14 protein-coding genes are annotated in these 16,824 nt (G+C 63.3%); 7 read left to right on the forward strand and 7 right to left on the reverse strand.

The window, feature by feature from the left end:
* Nucleotides 1-81 precede the first annotated feature (81 nt).
* Entirely contained in the window at nt 82-690 is a 609-nt protein-coding gene (locus tag HB860_RS15065) for a YitT family protein (RefSeq protein ID WP_202047080.1), read from the reverse strand.
* Nucleotides 691-1,003: 313 nt separating this feature from the next.
* Here HB860_RS15065 and HB860_RS15070 point away from each other — a divergent pair, with 313 nt between their 5' ends.
* Nucleotides 1,004-2,365, forward strand: a complete 1,362-nt coding sequence (locus tag HB860_RS15070; protein WP_247627178.1) for a UDP-glucose dehydrogenase family protein — start codon at nt 1,004-1,006, stop codon at nt 2,363-2,365.
* Nucleotides 2,362-3,360 (forward strand): NAD-dependent epimerase, encoded by a 999-nt coding sequence (locus HB860_RS15075; protein ID WP_247627179.1) that lies wholly within the window; start codon nt 2,362-2,364, stop codon nt 3,358-3,360. The genes HB860_RS15070 and HB860_RS15075 overlap by 4 nt, the downstream gene beginning before the upstream one ends.
* A gap of 55 nt (nt 3,361-3,415) precedes the next feature.
* Here the strand turns inward: HB860_RS15075 and HB860_RS15080 are convergent, their stop codons facing one another.
* The 3 genes from HB860_RS15080 to HB860_RS15090 all read right to left on the reverse strand — a co-directional run bounded on the left by HB860_RS15080 (nt 3,416) and on the right by HB860_RS15090 (nt 6,321).
* Entirely contained in the window at nt 3,416-5,104 is a 1,689-nt protein-coding gene (locus HB860_RS15080; protein WP_247627180.1) for an ArnT family glycosyltransferase, read from the reverse strand.
* Nucleotides 5,094-5,492 (reverse strand): lipid-A-disaccharide synthase N-terminal domain-containing protein, encoded by a 399-nt coding sequence (locus HB860_RS15085; protein WP_247627181.1) that lies wholly within the window; start codon nt 5,490-5,492, stop codon nt 5,094-5,096. The genes HB860_RS15080 and HB860_RS15085 overlap by 11 nt, the downstream gene beginning before the upstream one ends.
* A gap of 88 nt (nt 5,493-5,580) precedes the next feature.
* Nucleotides 5,581-6,321 (reverse strand): glycosyltransferase, encoded by a 741-nt coding sequence (locus tag HB860_RS15090; protein WP_247627182.1) that lies wholly within the window; start codon nt 6,319-6,321, stop codon nt 5,581-5,583.
* A gap of 358 nt (nt 6,322-6,679) precedes the next feature.
* On the opposite strand from HB860_RS15090, the gene HB860_RS15095 reads away from it, so the two are divergent.
* The 4 genes from HB860_RS15095 to HB860_RS15110 all read left to right on the forward strand — a co-directional run bounded on the left by HB860_RS15095 (nt 6,680) and on the right by HB860_RS15110 (nt 11,595).
* Nucleotides 6,680-7,522: a lytic transglycosylase domain-containing protein gene (locus HB860_RS15095; RefSeq protein ID WP_247627183.1), complete on the forward strand. Its 843-nt coding sequence runs from the start codon at nt 6,680-6,682 to the stop codon at nt 7,520-7,522.
* A 318-nt stretch (nt 7,523-7,840) separates the two neighbouring features.
* Nucleotides 7,841-9,508 (forward strand): energy-dependent translational throttle protein EttA, encoded by a 1,668-nt coding sequence (gene ettA, locus HB860_RS15100; protein WP_247627184.1) that lies wholly within the window; start codon nt 7,841-7,843, stop codon nt 9,506-9,508.
* 133 nt (nt 9,509-9,641) lie between these two features.
* On the forward strand, nt 9,642-9,977 hold the full coding sequence (locus HB860_RS15105; protein WP_247627185.1) for a hypothetical protein: 336 nt from the start codon (nt 9,642-9,644) through the stop codon (nt 9,975-9,977).
* Nucleotides 9,978-10,239: 262 nt separating this feature from the next.
* Complete coding sequence (locus HB860_RS15110; RefSeq protein ID WP_171272518.1) at nt 10,240-11,595, forward strand: NCS2 family permease; 1,356 nt, start codon at nt 10,240-10,242, stop codon at nt 11,593-11,595.
* A 68-nt stretch (nt 11,596-11,663) separates the two neighbouring features.
* On the opposite strand, the gene djlA is transcribed toward HB860_RS15110, so the two are convergent.
* Genes djlA through HB860_RS15125 form a run of 3 tightly spaced genes read right to left on the reverse strand, consistent with a single transcriptional unit; the run spans nt 11,664 to nt 14,194 of the window.
* A complete protein-coding gene (gene djlA, locus HB860_RS15115) occupies nt 11,664-12,482 on the reverse strand; it encodes a co-chaperone DjlA (protein WP_247627186.1) in 819 nt (272 codons plus the stop codon).
* Nucleotides 12,483-12,500: 18 nt separating this feature from the next.
* The gene (gene murU, locus HB860_RS15120; RefSeq protein ID WP_247627187.1) at nt 12,501-13,169 is read right to left on the reverse strand and encodes an N-acetylmuramate alpha-1-phosphate uridylyltransferase MurU; all 669 of its coding nucleotides are present in this window, start codon (nt 13,167-13,169) and stop codon (nt 12,501-12,503) included.
* Entirely contained in the window at nt 13,166-14,194 is a 1,029-nt protein-coding gene (locus HB860_RS15125; protein ID WP_247627188.1) for an aminoglycoside phosphotransferase family protein, read from the reverse strand. The genes murU and HB860_RS15125 overlap by 4 nt, the downstream gene beginning before the upstream one ends.
* 174 nt (nt 14,195-14,368) lie before the next feature.
* Here HB860_RS15125 and lptD point away from each other — a divergent pair, with 174 nt between their 5' ends.
* Entirely contained in the window at nt 14,369-16,801 is a 2,433-nt protein-coding gene (gene lptD, locus HB860_RS15130; protein ID WP_247627189.1) for an LPS assembly protein LptD, read from the forward strand.
* Nucleotides 16,802-16,824 lie beyond the last annotated feature (23 nt).

Below are 16,824 nucleotides of genomic sequence, written 5' to 3' on the forward strand. Positions count from 1 at the left end.
TGGTGGTGTGAATAAAGTCAGGATCCTGAATAGCAAAAGAGCGCCATCAGGCGCTCTTTTGCTTGCAAAGTGGAGGGAGGCTCAGGCGATCTGGTAGCGGCCCGGCTTGTGGTTGAGTGTCAACACCAGGTTACAGATGATGGCCGCGACCACGGAGAGCGCCAGCAGCCAGGGGGAGACCACGAAGAAGGAGGCGATGACGATGGCGCAATCCAGCCCCATTTGCAGCTTTCCGGCGCGGATGCCGAACTTGTCCTGAATAAACAGCGCCAGTATGTTGAAGCCCCCCAGGCTCGCCTTGTGGCGGAACATGATGAGCAGCCCCATGCCGATCAGGGTGCCGCCGATCAGAGCCGCATAGACGGGCTCTATCTTGCCTATCTGCAGCACGGCGTTGAGGTGATCCGTCATGAAGGAGACGGTGGCCACGGCGGCGAAGGTGTTGAGGGTGAAGCGCGGCCCCATCCTGAGCCAGGCCAGGGCGTAGAATGGCAGGTTCATGGTGAAGAACAGCAGGCCGAAGCTCAGGCCGGTCACCTGCTGCAGCAGCAGTGCCAGCCCGGCAGTACCGCCGGTGAGCAGACCGACCTGATGAAACAGGAAGATGCCGAGGGAAACGAAGCCTGCCGCGGTCAGCAGGGCGAGCACATCCTCATAGAGCGGATGGGCCGAACGGGGGGTGTTGTCCATAACCTTATGTCCAGTAGCGAAGTGAAAAGAGTGTCTGAGACCCGATGACGGGCGCGAGCCCCGTGAGTCGGGGCTTCGTTATGGCCACAGTGTCCATTTTGAGTGACCCGGATCACAAGTACGGGATCGCATGCGCCGAAATGGTGCGCGTCAGCGCCGCGTTACAACCCTTGCACCAAAATATGTCACGCCCTTCCCCTCTCAAGCTGAAGCCAGCCTGAAGCGCGTCTGAAAAACCCGGGCTATCTCGCTGCCAGCAGGCGGGAATCGTTCTAAAATGACCTCCTTGCCACAGGCTGCGGAGCGACAGCAGATGAGAGTCAGCGTATTCGGGATAGGTTATGTGGGGCTGGTTCAGGCCGCCGTGCTTGCCGAGATGGGCCACAGGGTAACCTGTGTGGACGTGGACGCCGCCAAGGTCGAGCGCCTCAAAGAGGGCGTGATCCCCATCTTCGAGCCCGGTCTCGCCCCCCTGGTGCAGGCCAACCATCAGGCCGGTCGCCTGCACTTCACCACGGACGTGGCCGAGGGGGTGGCGTTCGCCGAGCTCATCTTCATCGCGGTCGGCACCCCGCCCGATGAGGACGGCTCGGCCGATCTGCAGCACGTGCTGGCGGTGGCCGGCACCATAGGCCGCCTGATGCAGGGCGGCAAGGTGGTGGTCAACAAGAGCACAGTGCCGGTCGGCACCGTCAACCGGGTGCACCAACATATCGCCGCCATCCTGCGCGATCGCGGGGTCGACTTGCCCCTCGAGGTGGTCTCCAACCCGGAGTTTCTCAAGGAGGGGGCCGCGGTGGCCGACTGCCTGCGGCCGGATCGCATCATCATAGGCACAGATTCGGCCCACGCCCTCTCCCTGCTCGAAGAGCTCTATGCCCCCTTCAACCGCAACCGGGATCGCATCATCCAGATGGACGCTCGCAGCGCCGAGCTGACCAAGTACGCCGCCAACGCCATGCTGGCCACCAAGATCTCCTTCATGAACGAGATGGCTACCCTGGCGGAGAAGCTCGGGGCCGACATCGAAGCCGTGCGCAAGGGCATAGGCGCCGACCCGCGCATCGGCCATCACTTCATCTATCCCGGCTGCGGCTACGGCGGCTCCTGTTTCCCGAAAGACGTCAAGGCGCTGATCCACACCGCCGGCCAGATTGGCTGCGATGCCCCTTTGCTCCATGCGGTGGAGCGGGTCAACGACAGTCAGAAGCACAAGCTCATGGCGCGCCTGCAGCAGCACTTCGGCAGCGATCTGACGGGACGGACCTTCGCCCTCTGGGGCCTGGCCTTCAAGCCCAACACCGACGACATGCGCGAAGCCCCGAGCCGGGTACTGATGGAGGCCATCTGGGCCGCCGGCGGCAAGGTGCAGGCGTTCGATCCCGAGGCCATGAGCGAGGCCCAGCGCCTCTACGGCCTGCGGGACGATCTGACCCTGTGCGGCACCCAGGAGGCCGCCCTCAAGGGGGCCGACGCCCTGCTCATCTGCACCGAATGGCAGCAGTTCCGCGCCCCGGACTTCGAGCTGCTGCGCCAAACCCTGAAGCAGGCCCTCATCATCGATGGCCGCAACCTCTATGATCCGGCCCGCCTGCGCCAGCGCGGCTTCACCTACTACGCCATAGGCCGGGGCGACAGCCTGACCGCAGAGCTGTACGAGGAGCAACGGCAATGAAATATCTGGTCACCGGCGCCGCCGGCTTCATCGGCTTTCATGTGGCGCAGAGGCTCTGCCGCGACGGCCATCAGGTGGTTGGCCTGGACAACCTCAACGACTACTACGAGGTCAGCCTGAAGGAGGCGCGGCTGGCACTGCTGCTGCCACTGCCCGGTTTTCGCTTCGAGCGCGGTGATCTCGCCGATCGCGCCGCCATGGCGGCGCTCTTTGCCCGCGAGCGGTTCGATCTGGTGATCCACCTGGGGGCCCAGGCCGGGGTGCGCTATTCGCTGGACAACCCGTTTGCCTACGCCGACAGCAATCTCAACGGCACCCTCACCGTCCTCGAGGGGTGCCGCCATCACGGGGTGCAGCACCTGGTCTACGCCTCCTCCAGCTCGGTGTATGGCCTCAACGAGCAGATGCCGTTCAAGACCTCGGACGGGGTGGATCACCCCGTCTCCCTCTATGCCGCCAGCAAGAAGGCGAACGAGTTGATGGCCCACTCCTACTCCCACCTCTATGGGCTGCCCACCACTGGCCTGCGCTTCTTCACCGTCTACGGCCCCTGGGGGCGGCCCGACATGGCGCTGTTCAAGTTCGTGCGCGCCATCCTGAACGGCGAGCCCATCGACATCTACAACCAGGGCCAGCTCAGTCGGGACTTCACCCACATAGACGACATAGTGGAGGGGATAGTGCGGGTCGCGGACAGGCCCCCGCAGGGCGACCCGGACTGGCAGGGAGCGGCCGACGCCAGCCCGGCCCCCTACCGCCTCTTCAACATCGGCCATGGCAGCCCGGTGCGACTCATGGATTTCGTGGAGGCCATAGAGGCGGCGCTCGGCAAGCGGGCCATCCGCAACCTGCTGCCCATGCAGCCAGGGGATGTGCTCGCCACCTGGGCCGATACCGAATCCTTGTTCGATGCCACCGGCTATCGACCCCGCGTGGGCCTCAGAGAAGGGGTGGCGAGTTTCGTCGACTGGTACAGGGCCTACTACGGGGTCTGACCCGAACGCCTGAAATGAAAAGGGGCTGCCAGTGGCAGCCCCTCTTGCTGGGGCCTCAGGGGCCAGGGGTATAGCGGAAGGGTTCGAGCCTGGGGGTCAGCCCCTGACATGCGGGCTTGAGGGCCTCAGCGCCTGCCAGCAGCCAGTCGGTGCGATGGCGGTTGCCGAGGTTTTCCATCTTCTCGGGCTCGAAACAGAGCACCATCAGATCCGCGCTGCCCAGCACATGGCGCCCGGGCCCGGCCGCCACCCAGGCCGCCGCCTCGCGGGCCTGCTCCCCGTCCCCCAGCAGGTAGGGGTAATGTTGCACGGGCTGCCGGGCGAACAGCAGGTGCTGCTCCTTGAAACCGGCCAGCAGCAGCTCATCCCCCGCGGGCACCTCCTGCTGTGCCCGCGCCATCACCCCCTGCGGCGTGCGCATGTCGTTGAGGCGCATGCAGATCCAGCAGGAGTAGAGCAGCCACCCCACCGCCAGCGAACAGAGGATGGCGCTGAGCGGCGCCCGGCGCAGCAGCACATTGACCAGCAGCAGCGCCGCCCCCAGCACCAGCAGGGGCAGCCAGGGGGCCGGTCCCAGCTCCCCCAGCCGGTTCGCCAGCTTGTCGCTGACGGCCAGCGCCCCCGCGCCGCCCACGCAGATGATCCCCAGCAACCAGCCGAGCCCGCCCAGCAGGCGGCCGGGCCAGACCCGCGCCAGCAGTGAACCTATGTAGGGGGCGGTCAGCAGCGCCAGGGCCGGGGTGCCCGGCGTGACATAGACGCCGCGCTTGCCCGGCGACAGGGAGAAGAAGAGCACCACCAGCACCAGGTAGCCGAGCAGCAATATGACGCGCTTGTCCTGCCCCTGGATGGCCTTGCGCCACGCCACCACCAGCCAGGGCAGCAGCAGGGAGAGGGGCAGCCAGAACGGCGGGATCACCGAGCCGAGGTAGTACCAGAAGGGTTTGACGTGATGCCAGGCATTCGCGTAGCGGGTCACCGTCTGGCGCAGCAGTATGTTGTCTCTATAGGCCTGCAGCACTGGGTCCCCGCTCTGGGCCACGGCGCTCAGCATGGGCACCAGCCACAGCCCGATGGCCAGCAGCATGAACAGCGGCCCCGCCAGCGCCTTCAACCAGTCGACAAAGGGGGCGGTACGGATCTGCTTCCAGTGGGTCCAGATTGCCGGGATCAGGATCAGCAGGGCCAGCAGCCCTACCCCCTTGGTGATGATGCCGAGCCCGGCGGCAAACCAGCCGAGCCAGTACCAGCGCCAGCCTCCCCCACAGAGCAGAAAACGCACGAAACCGTAGACCCCCAGCGTGATGAAGCAGGTCACCAGAGCGTCTATCTGGGCCGTCTTGGCCTGCAGGGTGAACTGGACGGTGAACAGCAGCAGCAGCCCGGCCATGAAGCCCGTTGCCGGGTTCCACAGACGGCGACCCAGATCCCACACCAGCGCTATGGTCAGCAGGCCCGCCAGCAGGGAGGGCAGCAGAAACGCCACCTTGATGGAGCCGCTCAGCAGATAGCCAAGGGCGATGCCCCACATAAACAGGGGGGGTTTGTCCGGGTAGATCTCGCCGCCGCGCATGGGGAACAGCCACTGCCCGCTCTCCACCATCTCCTTGGCGACCAGGGCGAAGCGCGGCTCGTCGGCGGGCCAGGGATCCCGCAGGCCGAGGCCGGCACCCAGCACTATCAGGGCGATCAGCAGCAGCCAGCCGAGGGAGGCCTGATTGAGCAGGAAGCGGTCATTTACCATGGTGGATCTCGTTGTCGTCGACGGCCTTGTTATGGCGGATCTCGTTGTCCTCGACGAGCTTGTCCCGCTTCCAGCCCCTGTGCTGGATATCCAGGTAGAGGCTGTAGAGGGCGGTGAAGGTGGGGAAGAGATTCTGCAGCACGCCGACGGAGTCCTGCTTGGGGGAGAAAACGAAGTAGCTGAGGGTCATCAGGCTGCCTAACACGCTCATGTACCAGAACAGGCGCGGGATGACGGGTTTGCCGGCCCGCTTGGAGGCCAGGAACTGCACCAGCCAGCGGCCGCCGAACATCAGCGCCCCCGTGTAGCCGATGAGCTTCCAGCCGGTGACATGCAGGCCGGTCCAGTCGAACCAGGTCAGCTCCATGGAGAGCAGGGCATCGATCATCGCCACCCTCCTAGGTGCAACCCACCGACATGCAGGGCAAGCACATCCCTATCCAGCCAGATCGACGGCAACGAAAGCAGGGTCTCCATCACTCCAGCATCTCCCTGACTTCGACCACCTTGGATCGGCGTTGCAGCCACCAGACGCCGACCACGTCCACCAGCCCGACCCAGAGCCGGTTCCAGACCCCGTACTTGGAGACACCCGCCTGCCGTGGCCTGTGGTTGACCGGCCAGGGGGACATGCGCCCGCCCTGGGCCTGGATCAGGGCCGGAATGTAACGGTGCATGTGGTTGAAACCGGGCAGGCGCAGATACCAGTCACGCCGCACCACCTTGAGACCGCAGCCGGTATCCGGGATGCCGTCCCGCAGCAACAGATCGCGAAAACCGTTGGCCAGCCTGGACGAGAGGCGCTTGACCCAGTCATCCCGGCGATTGACGCGATGACCGATAAGCCCCACCTGGTACTTGTCCGAGGCGAAGCGGCGCCTGGCCTCCTCCAGCATGGCGGGAATGTCGGCCGGATCGTTCTGGCCATCCCCGTCAAGCACCACCAGCCAGTCGCCGCGCCCCTGGCGCACGCCGCTCAGCACCGCCATGCTCTGGCCGACGGCCCTGGCATGGCGGATCACGCGCAGCCCGGCATAACGCCTCTTCAGCTCGCACAGGACGGCGTAGCTGTCATCCTCGCTGCCATCGTCCACATAGATCAGCTCGTAGCTGTATTTCCCCGCCAGCGCGGCATCGATCTCGCCGATGAGGGGGGCCAGATTGTCCCGCTCATCCTTGGCGGGCACCACGACAGAGACATCGATCGAATCAACCATATGCGCTTCCCAATCATGACGAAGGATGCAATCGGTTCGACTGCGTCCCCCATTTCTATTTTATCGACAAGCTCGCTAACATCATGCAAATACAAGACGTTAGAGTGCAAGGCCGGCAGTTTATTGCCCCGAAAGTAACAAATCCATCAATTTGAGTTGTACCGCAAGCAGAGAGGCTGACCGCGTACACTCCAGACTCCCCATCACACTCACCAGAAGCGCCTTTTTTACTCTGCCAAAAGTTCCAGACCGTTTTCATCTCTGATGGCCTGACACATAACCAGATGTTCCATCCCCTGGCTGGCGCCCCCCCCATATCAGGCCTATATCTTCCGGATACTAATTCGAGGTATCCATCATGCAGAGACTCTGCACCTGGGGCTGGGGAGTCCTGCTGCTGCTTGCCACCTCCTCCCATGCCGACACCTTTCGCCAGGCCCCCAAGGCCATGAGCGCCTTGCGTCAGGGCGCCGCCATGGAGCAGAGCAACCCGCGGCGAGCCATAGCCCACTACTGCACTGCGGCCAGCCTGGGCAACCCGGAAGCCTACTATCGCATCGGCCGCCTGCTGGCTCGCGGGCCCCAGGGGATCCGCAGCCCCCGCCACGCCAACGCCTACCTCGCCATGGCCATGCGCCTTGGCAATCAGCAAGCGGCTCGCTACTACAACGAGCGGGTGGGCAACGCCCCCCTTGGCACCTGCGGCATCGGCGGAGGTGGAGGAGGCGCTCCCTGGGTGCGCCCCAGTACCCCCTTCGATCAGGATAGCTATCTGGCCCGCCAATCCCTCACCAAACAGAAGCTGGCCGTCATGATCCGCCAGGCAGCCCACCGTCACAAGGTCGACCCCCAGCTGGCGCTCGCCATCGCCATCGCCGAGTCCAATCTCAACAGCACAGCCGTCTCCCCCAAGCAGGCGCAAGGGGTCATGCAGCTCATTCCCGAGACCCAGGTGCGCTTCGGCGTGACCCGCCCCTTCGACGCCCAGCAGAACATCCGCGGCGCCATGATCTACCTGAAGTGGCTGGAGAAGCAGTTTGGCCCCGACTGGGTCAGGATCAGCGCCGCCTACAACGCCGGTGAACAGGCCGTGATCCGCCATGGCGGCGTACCGCCCTACCAGGAGACCCAGGAGTATGTGCAGCGGGTGCTCTACTACTCGGGGCAGGACGCGGCCAAGAGCACCAGGCAGCCCCGCTGACTCCTGGCATAAGCTGATCCCATGACTTCTCAAGGTCGGCTGATGAATCCTATCGAGCCAGAATTAAGGAAGTCTTAAGCCAGCTCGGCCCGAAACCCTGACCGGGCATCTGCCAGATGCCCGCCTCTTTTCCCCCCTCTGCCGATGGGCACTCCCTGCACTCAATGCCCCGGTTGTCTACTTTGCCGCCCTCTTCCCATTGGTTTACAATCGACAGGTTTTTTGGAACCGGGTCGGCCCCTGCCGACCAGGCCCCACCACGACATCAGTTTGTTAATGCAAAGACATTAAACTGCTGAAAAGGAAGAGAATTAGCCAATGGCTCAATTTATTTACACCATGAACAGGGTCGGCAAGGTCGTGCCGCCCAAGCGTCATATCCTCAAGAACATCTCCCTCTCCTTCTTCCCGGGCGCCAAGATAGGTGTGCTGGGTCTGAACGGCGCCGGTAAATCCACCCTGCTGCGCATCATGGCGGGGATAGACACCGAGATCGAAGGGGAAGCCCGTCCGCAGCCCGGCATCAAGATCGGCTACCTGCCCCAGGAGCCGAAGCTGGATCCGGAGCAGACGGTCCGCGAGGCGGTGGAAGAGGCGGTCGGCGAGGTGAAACGCGCCATGGCTCGCCTGGATGAGGTCTATGCGGCCTATGCCGACCCGGATGCGGATTTTGACAAGCTGGCCCGCGAACAGGGCGAGCTGGAAGCCATCATCGCCGCCCAGGGGGGTCACAACATGGAGAACCAGCTGGAGCGCGCGGCCGACGCCCTGCGCCTGCCGGCCTGGGACGCCCAGATCAAGCACCTCTCCGGGGGTGAGCGCCGCCGGGTAGCCCTGTGCCGTCTGCTGCTGGAAAAACCGGACATGCTGCTGCTGGACGAACCGACCAACCACCTGGATGCGGAATCCGTGGCCTGGCTGGAGCGCTTCCTGCACGACTACGAGGGCACCGTCGTGGCCATCACCCACGACCGCTACTTCCTCGACAACGTGGCGGGCTGGATCCTGGAGCTGGACCGTGGCGAGGGTATCCCCTGGGAAGGCAACTACTCCTCCTGGCTGGAGCAAAAAGACGCCCGTCTGGCTCAGGAAGCCAGCTCGGAAGCGGCCCGTCGCAAGTCCATCGAGAAGGAACTGGAGTGGGTGCGTCAGAACCCGAAAGGCCGTCAGGCCAAGTCCAAGGCCCGTATGGCTCGCTTCGAGGAGCTCAACACCAACGACTACCAGAAGCGCAACGAGACCAACGAGCTGTTCATTCCGCCCGGACCGCGTCTCGGCGACAAGGTGGTCGAGGTGGCGAACCTCTGCAAGTCCTACGGTGACCGCCAGCTGATCGACGATCTCTCCTTCTCCATTCCGAAGGGGGCCATCGTCGGCATCATTGGTCCGAACGGCGCCGGTAAATCCACCCTGTTCCGCATGATGTCGGGCCAGGAGCAGCCGGACTCCGGCACCATCACCCTGGGCGATACCGTCGTGCTGGCCTCGGTGGATCAGTTCCGCGACAGCATGAACGACAAGAAGACGGTGTTCGAAGAGGTCGCCGACGGTCAGGATATCCTGCGCATCGGCAACTACGAGTTCCCGAGCCGTGCCTACATAGGTCGCTTCAACTTCAAGGGCGCCGATCAGCAGAAGCGGGTCGGCGAGCTGTCCGGTGGTGAGCGCGGCCGTCTGCACCTGGCCAAGCTGCTGCAAACCGGCGGCAACGTCTTGCTGCTGGATGAACCGACCAACGATCTGGACATCGAAACCCTGCGCGCCCTCGAGAACGCCCTGCTGGAGTTCCCGGGTTGTGCCATGGTCATCTCCCACGATCGCTGGTTCCTCGACCGTATCGCCACCCACATCCTGGACTACCAGGACGAGGGCAAGATTGCCTTCTTCGAGGGCAACTTCACCGAATACGAAGAGTGGAAGAAGAAGACCTACGGCGCCGACGCCATCCAGCCGCACCGCGCCAAGTACAAGCGCATCGCCAAGTAAGCGGACCGCCATGCAAGCGAAGTGATGCGTCGCCCCATCAGGGGGATTGCAACGTCACAAGGGGAGCCCGGGCTCCCCTTTCTTTTGCCTTTTCGCTTACACTCTTCCCGCTTCCCCCTACCGGCACTCACCGATGACCCAGACCAGCGCCCCCCCGAAGAGAGTCACCATCCAGATCCGGATCGAACCCGGCTGCCTGGGCCCGGATGGCAAGCGCCACATCGATACCTTCTGCACCGCGGCCAGCCGGATCTTTGCCGCCATCGAACCCGAGCGGGTGAGCTGGGTGCTGCTCCCCCGTCATGACAAGCAGTTGCCCGAGCAGGCCTACTTCATCGACGGGCGCACCCTGAGCGAGACACAGGCCGGCCTGCTGCTGCAGCGCATGGGGCTGACGCTCGCCACCTTGCAGGAGCACAGCGACGCCGTGCTGGCCCAGCTGGTGGAGCGCTACCTCAAGAGCCGTTGAGGGGCACCATGGCAACACAAGCCTCTATCGAACCTTGTTTTTGCACCTCGATGGGCAAACGTTTGAATTTTTACTCTATTCATTGATCCGCCTCGCAGATCCGGGGTTTGTAAACGTCGCCGCCTGTGTAAAAATGTGCGCGCTGTCACGGTATCAGGACGAGTCTGGTCGCTCAGTCGCCAGAAACAGGGCAACCCAGCCCCCATGGATGGAGTTGACTGTTCGCCTGCTGCTTATTTCACGTCACCCATTGGAATCCAACATGAATCAACCACACAACGCCACAGAGCAGGCAGCCAACCCGGCCGCCGGGCAAGGATTGCTCGAGCGCCTGTTTGCCCTGAAAGGCCATGGCACCACGGCTCGCACCGAGGTCATCGCCGGCATCACCACCTTCCTGACCATGGTCTACATAGTGTTCGTCAACCCGCAGATCCTCTCTGCGGCGGGCATGGACACCCAGGCGGTGTTCGTCACCACCTGCCTCATCGCCGGCATCGGCAGCATTCTCATGGGGTTGCTGGCGAACCTGCCCATCGCCCTGGCCCCCGCCATGGGGCTGAATGCCTTCTTCGCCTTCGTGGTGGTGGCCGGCATGGGCTACTCCTGGCAGGTCGGCATGGGCACCATCTTCTGGGGCGCCTTAGGATTGCTGATCCTCACCCTGCTGCGGGTACGCTACTGGCTGATTGCCAACATCCCCCTCACCCTGCGGGTCGGCATCACAGCCGGCATAGGCCTGCTGATCGCCCTGCTCGGCCTGCACAACGCCGGCATAGTGGTGGCAAGCCCCGCTACCATGGTGACGGTGGGCAACCTCACCTCCCTGCCCTGTCTGCTGGGGCTGCTCGGCTTCTTCCTGATCTGCATCTTCTCCGCCCGCGGCGTGCACTCCGCCGTGCTGATCGCCATCGTCGTCACCACCACCCTGGGCTGGCTGTTTGGCGACGTGACCTTCAAGGGCTTCGTCTCTGTGCCGCCGAGCATCACCCCCGTCTTCGGTCAGCTGGACCTGATGGGATCGCTGGACATCAGCCTCGCGGGAATCATCTTCTCCTTTATGCTGGTCAATCTGTTCGACTCTTCCGGCACCCTGATCGGCGTCACCAACCGCGCCAAGCTGGCGGATGACAAGGGCCACTTCCCGCGCATGAAGCAGGCGCTGGTGGTGGACAGCGTGAGCTCGGTCGGCGGCGCCTTTATGGGCACATCATCGGTCACCGCCTATATCGAGAGCAGCTCAGGGGTGGCCGTCGGCGGCCGTACCGGCCTGACCGCCATCGTGGTCGGCGTGCTGTTCCTGCTGGCGATCTTCTTCTCCCCGGTTGCCGCCATGGTGCCGGCCTATGCCGCCGCCGGCGCTCTCATCTACGTGGGGGTGCTGATGTGCTCCGAGCTGACCCGGGTGAAGTGGGAAGACCTGACCGAGGCGGTGCCGGCCTTCATGACAGCGGTGATGATGCCGTTCAGCTTCTCCATCACAGAGGGGATAGCCGTGGGCTTCATCTCCTACTGCGTGATGAAGGCGGGCACCGGCCGCTGGCGCGAGATCAACCCCTGCGTGCTGGTGGTGGCCCTGCTGTTCGTGCTCAAGTTCGTCTGGGTCGACAGCCACTAATCCCGGCTTCCGCATACAAAAATGCCCGTCATCGACGGGCATTTTTTATGGCTGGCGAGGGGCAGGGTTCAACGGATGCCGCGGGCCTCGCGGATCCACTCCCAGGCCTGCTGGATCTCCTGGGTCTTCTCCTTGGCCATCTCCATCATCTCGGGGGGCAGCCCCTTGGCGGCCAGTTTGTCCGGGTGATGCTTGCTCATCTCCTTGCGATAGGCGCGCTTGATATCCTGATCGCTGTCGCTCTCGCTCACCCCCAGCAGCTGGTAGGCATCCTTGAGGCGATCCTGGGAGGGGGCCTCCTGCCGGTATTGCTGCCCTTGTCCACTCTGCTGCTGGCGGTGGAAGAAGTTCATCTGCGCCTCCGCCATCGCCAGGATCCGCGCCAGCTCGATACGGCTGAAGCCGAGCTCGTCCGCTATGGTCTGCAGGATGGCACGCTCGTTGGCCTCCACCTTGCCATCGGCAAAGGCGGCCTGCAGCTGCACCTCCAGGAAGAAACGCAGGATGTCGCGCTGCCCCAGGCTGGCGCGGCGGAACTCCGCCAGGGTTTCGCGCAGCGGAAAATCGCTCTCCTTGCCCTGGCGGAACGACTCCTGGGCCCGCACCCGCTGCTCGCCGGAGAGTCGCATCCTGTCCATCAGGCTGGAGGCGACCCGGATCTCGTGCTCGGTGACCTGACCGCTCGCCTTGGCGATGTGGCCCATGACGGCGAAGGTGGCGTGGAAGAAGACCGCCTGCTGCTGCTGGCTGGGAGCTCGCTGGAACGCCCCCCGAATGCCCATGCCCCGATCGAAGCGGTGGCCGATCCAGAGGCCAAGCAGGGCGCCGAAGATGTTGCCGAGCAGAAAACCGAAGAAGGCGCCAAGCACCTTACCCCAAATACGCATGGTTCAGACCTCGTGATGTTAATGAGTGCCGGCAAGCAGCTGGTCATCCAGCTCCCGCAGCCGATCGACTGTGCCTATGTCCCGCCACTCGCCGGTCAGCAGAGTGCCACCGACCCTGCCTTGTGCCATCCAGTCGCGCAGCAGGGGTGCCAGCTTGCGGGCACCGCAAGGCAGGGGGACAAAGGCCGCCGGGTGATAGAGGCCGACGCCGCTGAAGGTGAGGGCTGGCGCCTCCAGCACCCGGCCGTCTTGCAGGGAGAAATCCCCCTGAGGGTGCTGGGGCGGATTGGGTACCAGCCAGAGATGGGCCAGGTCCTCTCCCAGCGACTGGTTCACCAGAGCACCATAATCCGCATCAATCCAGGTATCGCCGTTGATCACCAAGAAGGGCTCCGCCCCCAGCAGTGGCAATGCCTGCACTATGCCGCCCGCGGTCTCGAGAGCACTCTCCTCCGCCGACCACAGGATCTCGACCCCGAACTGGCGGCCATCGCCGAGGGCCTCCACCAGCTTGTGACCGAGCCAGGCGTGGTTGATGACCAGCCGGGTCACCCCGGCCGCCTTGAGCTTCTCGATGTGGTGGACGATGAGGGGCTTGCCCCCCACCGCGAGCAGCGGCTTGGGCAGCAGGTCGGTGAGCGGGCGCATCCGCTCCCCGCGGCCCGCGGCCAGGATCATCGCCTTCATGACGGCTCCCCGGCACGCCGTGCCTCTGCCGCCCGGGCCAGGCCCGGCAGCACCACCTGCTGCAACCAGTCGCCGAAGCGGGCCAGCACCGGATGTTCGACCCCATGCTGGCGGCACACGTCCACCACATAGCCCAGGGTGCGGGGGATGTCCTTGAGGTAGCCGGACTTGCCGTCGCGATGGTAGAGACGGGTGAAGAGGCCGGCCGCCTTCAGATGGCGCTGCATGCCGGTCAGGTCGGCGTGACGACGGAAGCCGGCATAATCGAGCCCGTCGAGCAGGCCTGCCCGGCTCAGGGTCTCAAAGCCATGGCTCATGCCCTGCTCGATCACCTCATCGGGCCAGCGCACGTAACAGTCTTTCAGCAGGGAGACCAGATCGTAGCTCAGGGGCCCGATGACCATGTCCTGGAAGTCGATGACGGCAAGCCGGCTGTCGTCCGGCGTATCACCACCGCACACCATCAGGTTGCGGCTGTGGAAGTCTCTGTGCATCACCCCCTGGGGCTGGGCCAGGTTGTTCTGCGTGAGGCAGGCGAACATCTCGTCCAGCAGTTGCAGTTCGGTCTCGCCGAGACTCAGATGCAGGTGATGACCCAGCAGCCACTCGGGGAAGATGGCGTTCTCGCGGGCCATGAAGGCCTCGTCGAAGGGCTCGAGCTCGAGCGCCACCGATCCGAGCCGGGGCAGCAGTCCTATGGCCTTGCCATACCAGGCCAGCACATTGTCATCGTTCAGGCAGCCGATAAGCTGGGTATCGCCAAGGTCACTGACCGCCAGCAGCCCCTGCTCATAGTCGACCCCCTTCACCTCGGGGGCCAGCAGTCCAACGCCGTGCAGGGCGGCGGCATTGCGAACGAATTCATGATTTTTTTCGGTTTTCGGATTAGCATCCACCCACACCAGGCCACCACCACGGAAGTAGCGGCGGAAACTGGCGTCACCGGAAATAAGCGTCAACGAGAGGTTGGCATCACCGGTAATCCGGCGTGCCCATTGCAATAGCAGGGAAGCGCGATCGTGCATGAGTCGGGAACCAAATTGGAAAGCAGCACTTGGCTGTTAGCCCTGGCCGCAATAATGCTTTATCATTGCCGGCTAACATAAAGCAATGACATGCAATGTCAACTCGATGGATCCTGACATAAAATGCATGCCCTGAATCAACCGTTTTTACTACGGATTGCGCGAGCCCTTCACATGACAAAATGGACACTGGGGTCTTCTTATCCCATCGCCCTGACCATCAGCCTTGTTCCTGCCTTGAGTCCGTTCACGGTGCAGGCGGCGCCCCTCAATGCGCCACCGGCCACCGGGATCCTCAACAGCCTCTGCTATGACTATGTCCCCAAGGTCGAGAAACCCAGCGCGGATCAGGACGCCAATGCCCAGCCCGTCGAAGTGGATGCCGATCGCCTTGAGGCCAAGCAGGGCGGCACCGCCGTCTATGAAGGTGACGTCAAGGTGCGTCAGGGCGTGCGCAAATTTGACTCCGACTACGCCCAGCTCGATCAGAAGAGCCGGGATGTCATCGCCATCGGCAACATCTATTACAACGATGGCCAGATTACTGTCACCAGCGACAAGACCCTCAAATCCAACCTGGACACCAAGAACTCCGAGCTGGAAGAGGGCAAGTATCAGGTGCATGGTTCACCGGTGCGCGGCTTCGCCGAAAAAGTCACCATGACCAACAACAACCAGAACATCACTCTGGAGGGGGCCCAGTACACCACCTGCCCACCGGGTCAGGAGGCCTGGACCCTGAAGGCCGGCAGCATCGACATCGATCAGTCCGAGGTGTTCGGGGAGGCCTGGAACGCCAGCCTCTGGCTCTATGACTATCCGGTCTTCTATTTCCCCTATATCAACTTCCCCATCAAGGATGAGCGCAAGACGGGCCTGCTCTACCCGGGCTATACCCAAAGCTCCAAGAACGGCATGGACATCACCCAGCCGTTCTACTGGAACATAGCGCCGAACTACGATGCCACCATCACCTCCCGCTTCATGGACAGACGGGGCCTGATGGAGCAGGTCGAGTTCCGCTACATGCCGGACCCGGCCCACGTGGGCAGCCTCTATTTCGAAAACCTGGCGGATGACAAGCAGTACGACGAGACGGACAGCCTCAACGATTACCTGTCCGACGGGCATCGCTACCTGCTGAACGCCCGCCACACCTCCATGTTCATGGACAACGCCCTGCGGGTGTCGGTGGACTACACCAAGGTGCGGGATCGGGACTACAACTACTTCAACGACTTCTCCCCCAAGGTGGGGACCCAGGTCGACAACCAGCTGCAGCAGTCCCTCACGGCCGGCTACTTCCAGCAGAGCTGGAACCTCAATGCCGAGGTACGCACCTACCAGATCCTGCTGGCCAGCGCCCAGCAGCCCCACGAGCTGATGCCGCGCATCGATCACAACTACTACCACCAGGGCAGCTGGTACGATCTGGCCTGGAACACAGAGCTGACCAACTTCGGCTACAACAACGACCAGGCCGTCCAGCAGAACCAGGGGGAGGCCTATACCGGCACCCGGGTCTACACGGCCCCCACCCTGACCATACCGCTCATCGACGAAGCCGGCTACTTCCTCGACAGCCAGTACAAGCTGATGTACACCCGTTACGATCAGACGGTGCCGGATGACATGAGCAGCACCTTCACCAACAGGTTCACTCCTCAGGGTGGGGGGGATGTCACCCTGGAAGAGGGCATCATCACCCGGGTGCTGCCTTCGTTTCGCCTCAAGGGCGGCATGACCTTCGAGCGCGACCAGCAGTGGTTCGGCGAAGGGGCCAGCCAGACCCTGGAGCCGGAGTTCCAGTACCTCTATGTGCCCTACAAGGATCAGGACAACATCGGGGTCTACGACTCCACCACCATGCGCCAGGACTACTACAGCCTGTTCAGCGACCGCCGCTTCGCCGGCCTGGACCGCATCAGCGACTCCAACCGGCTCTCGGTCGGCGTCACCACCCGTATCTATGATCCGGCCGGGGATGAACGAATTCGGCTGGCCGTTGCCCAAGCCTTCGACTTCGTGGCGCCCAGGGTCAAGCTCTACTCCAGCGACGAGCTGAGCACCAATACCCGCTCTCCGCTCTCGTTCGAGGGTGACGCCAAGATCAACGAGCAGTGGTATGCCCATGCGGGGGCACAATATGATCTGGAGCAGCGTCAGATAAGCTCCTCCAACAGCGCCCTGGAGTACCGCCACGAGAAGCTGATCAGCCAGTTGAGCCACCGCTTCGTGCGGGACGCCAACTACGACCTGGATCGCAAGGGCGAGGTGACGGATCTCAACCAGATCGGCCTGCTGTTGACCACACCGCTCAACGATCAGTGGCACCTCTATGGCGGCTACTATCAGGAGCTCGATCAGAACGTCAAAGTTGACCGCAAGGTGGGCCTGAAATATGACTCCTGCTGCTGGAGCATCAACTTCAACCTGGAGTGGGTCAATACGCCGGACAACGTGAACCTGGCCCCGACGTCCGAGCGCAGCCTCGGCATTCAATTTGAAATGAAAGGATTGGGTAGCGTGGGTACCGGCTCCAAGGGCACCTCCCTTGACACCGAAGCACTGCCTTACATTCGTCCGTTTAACCTGCGAGACCAATAACGGGTCTGGCAAACGCCTTGAGA

It is taken from the genome of Aeromonas genomosp. paramedia, assembly GCF_023093515.1.
Classification (GTDB): domain Bacteria; phylum Pseudomonadota; class Gammaproteobacteria; order Enterobacterales; family Aeromonadaceae; genus Aeromonas.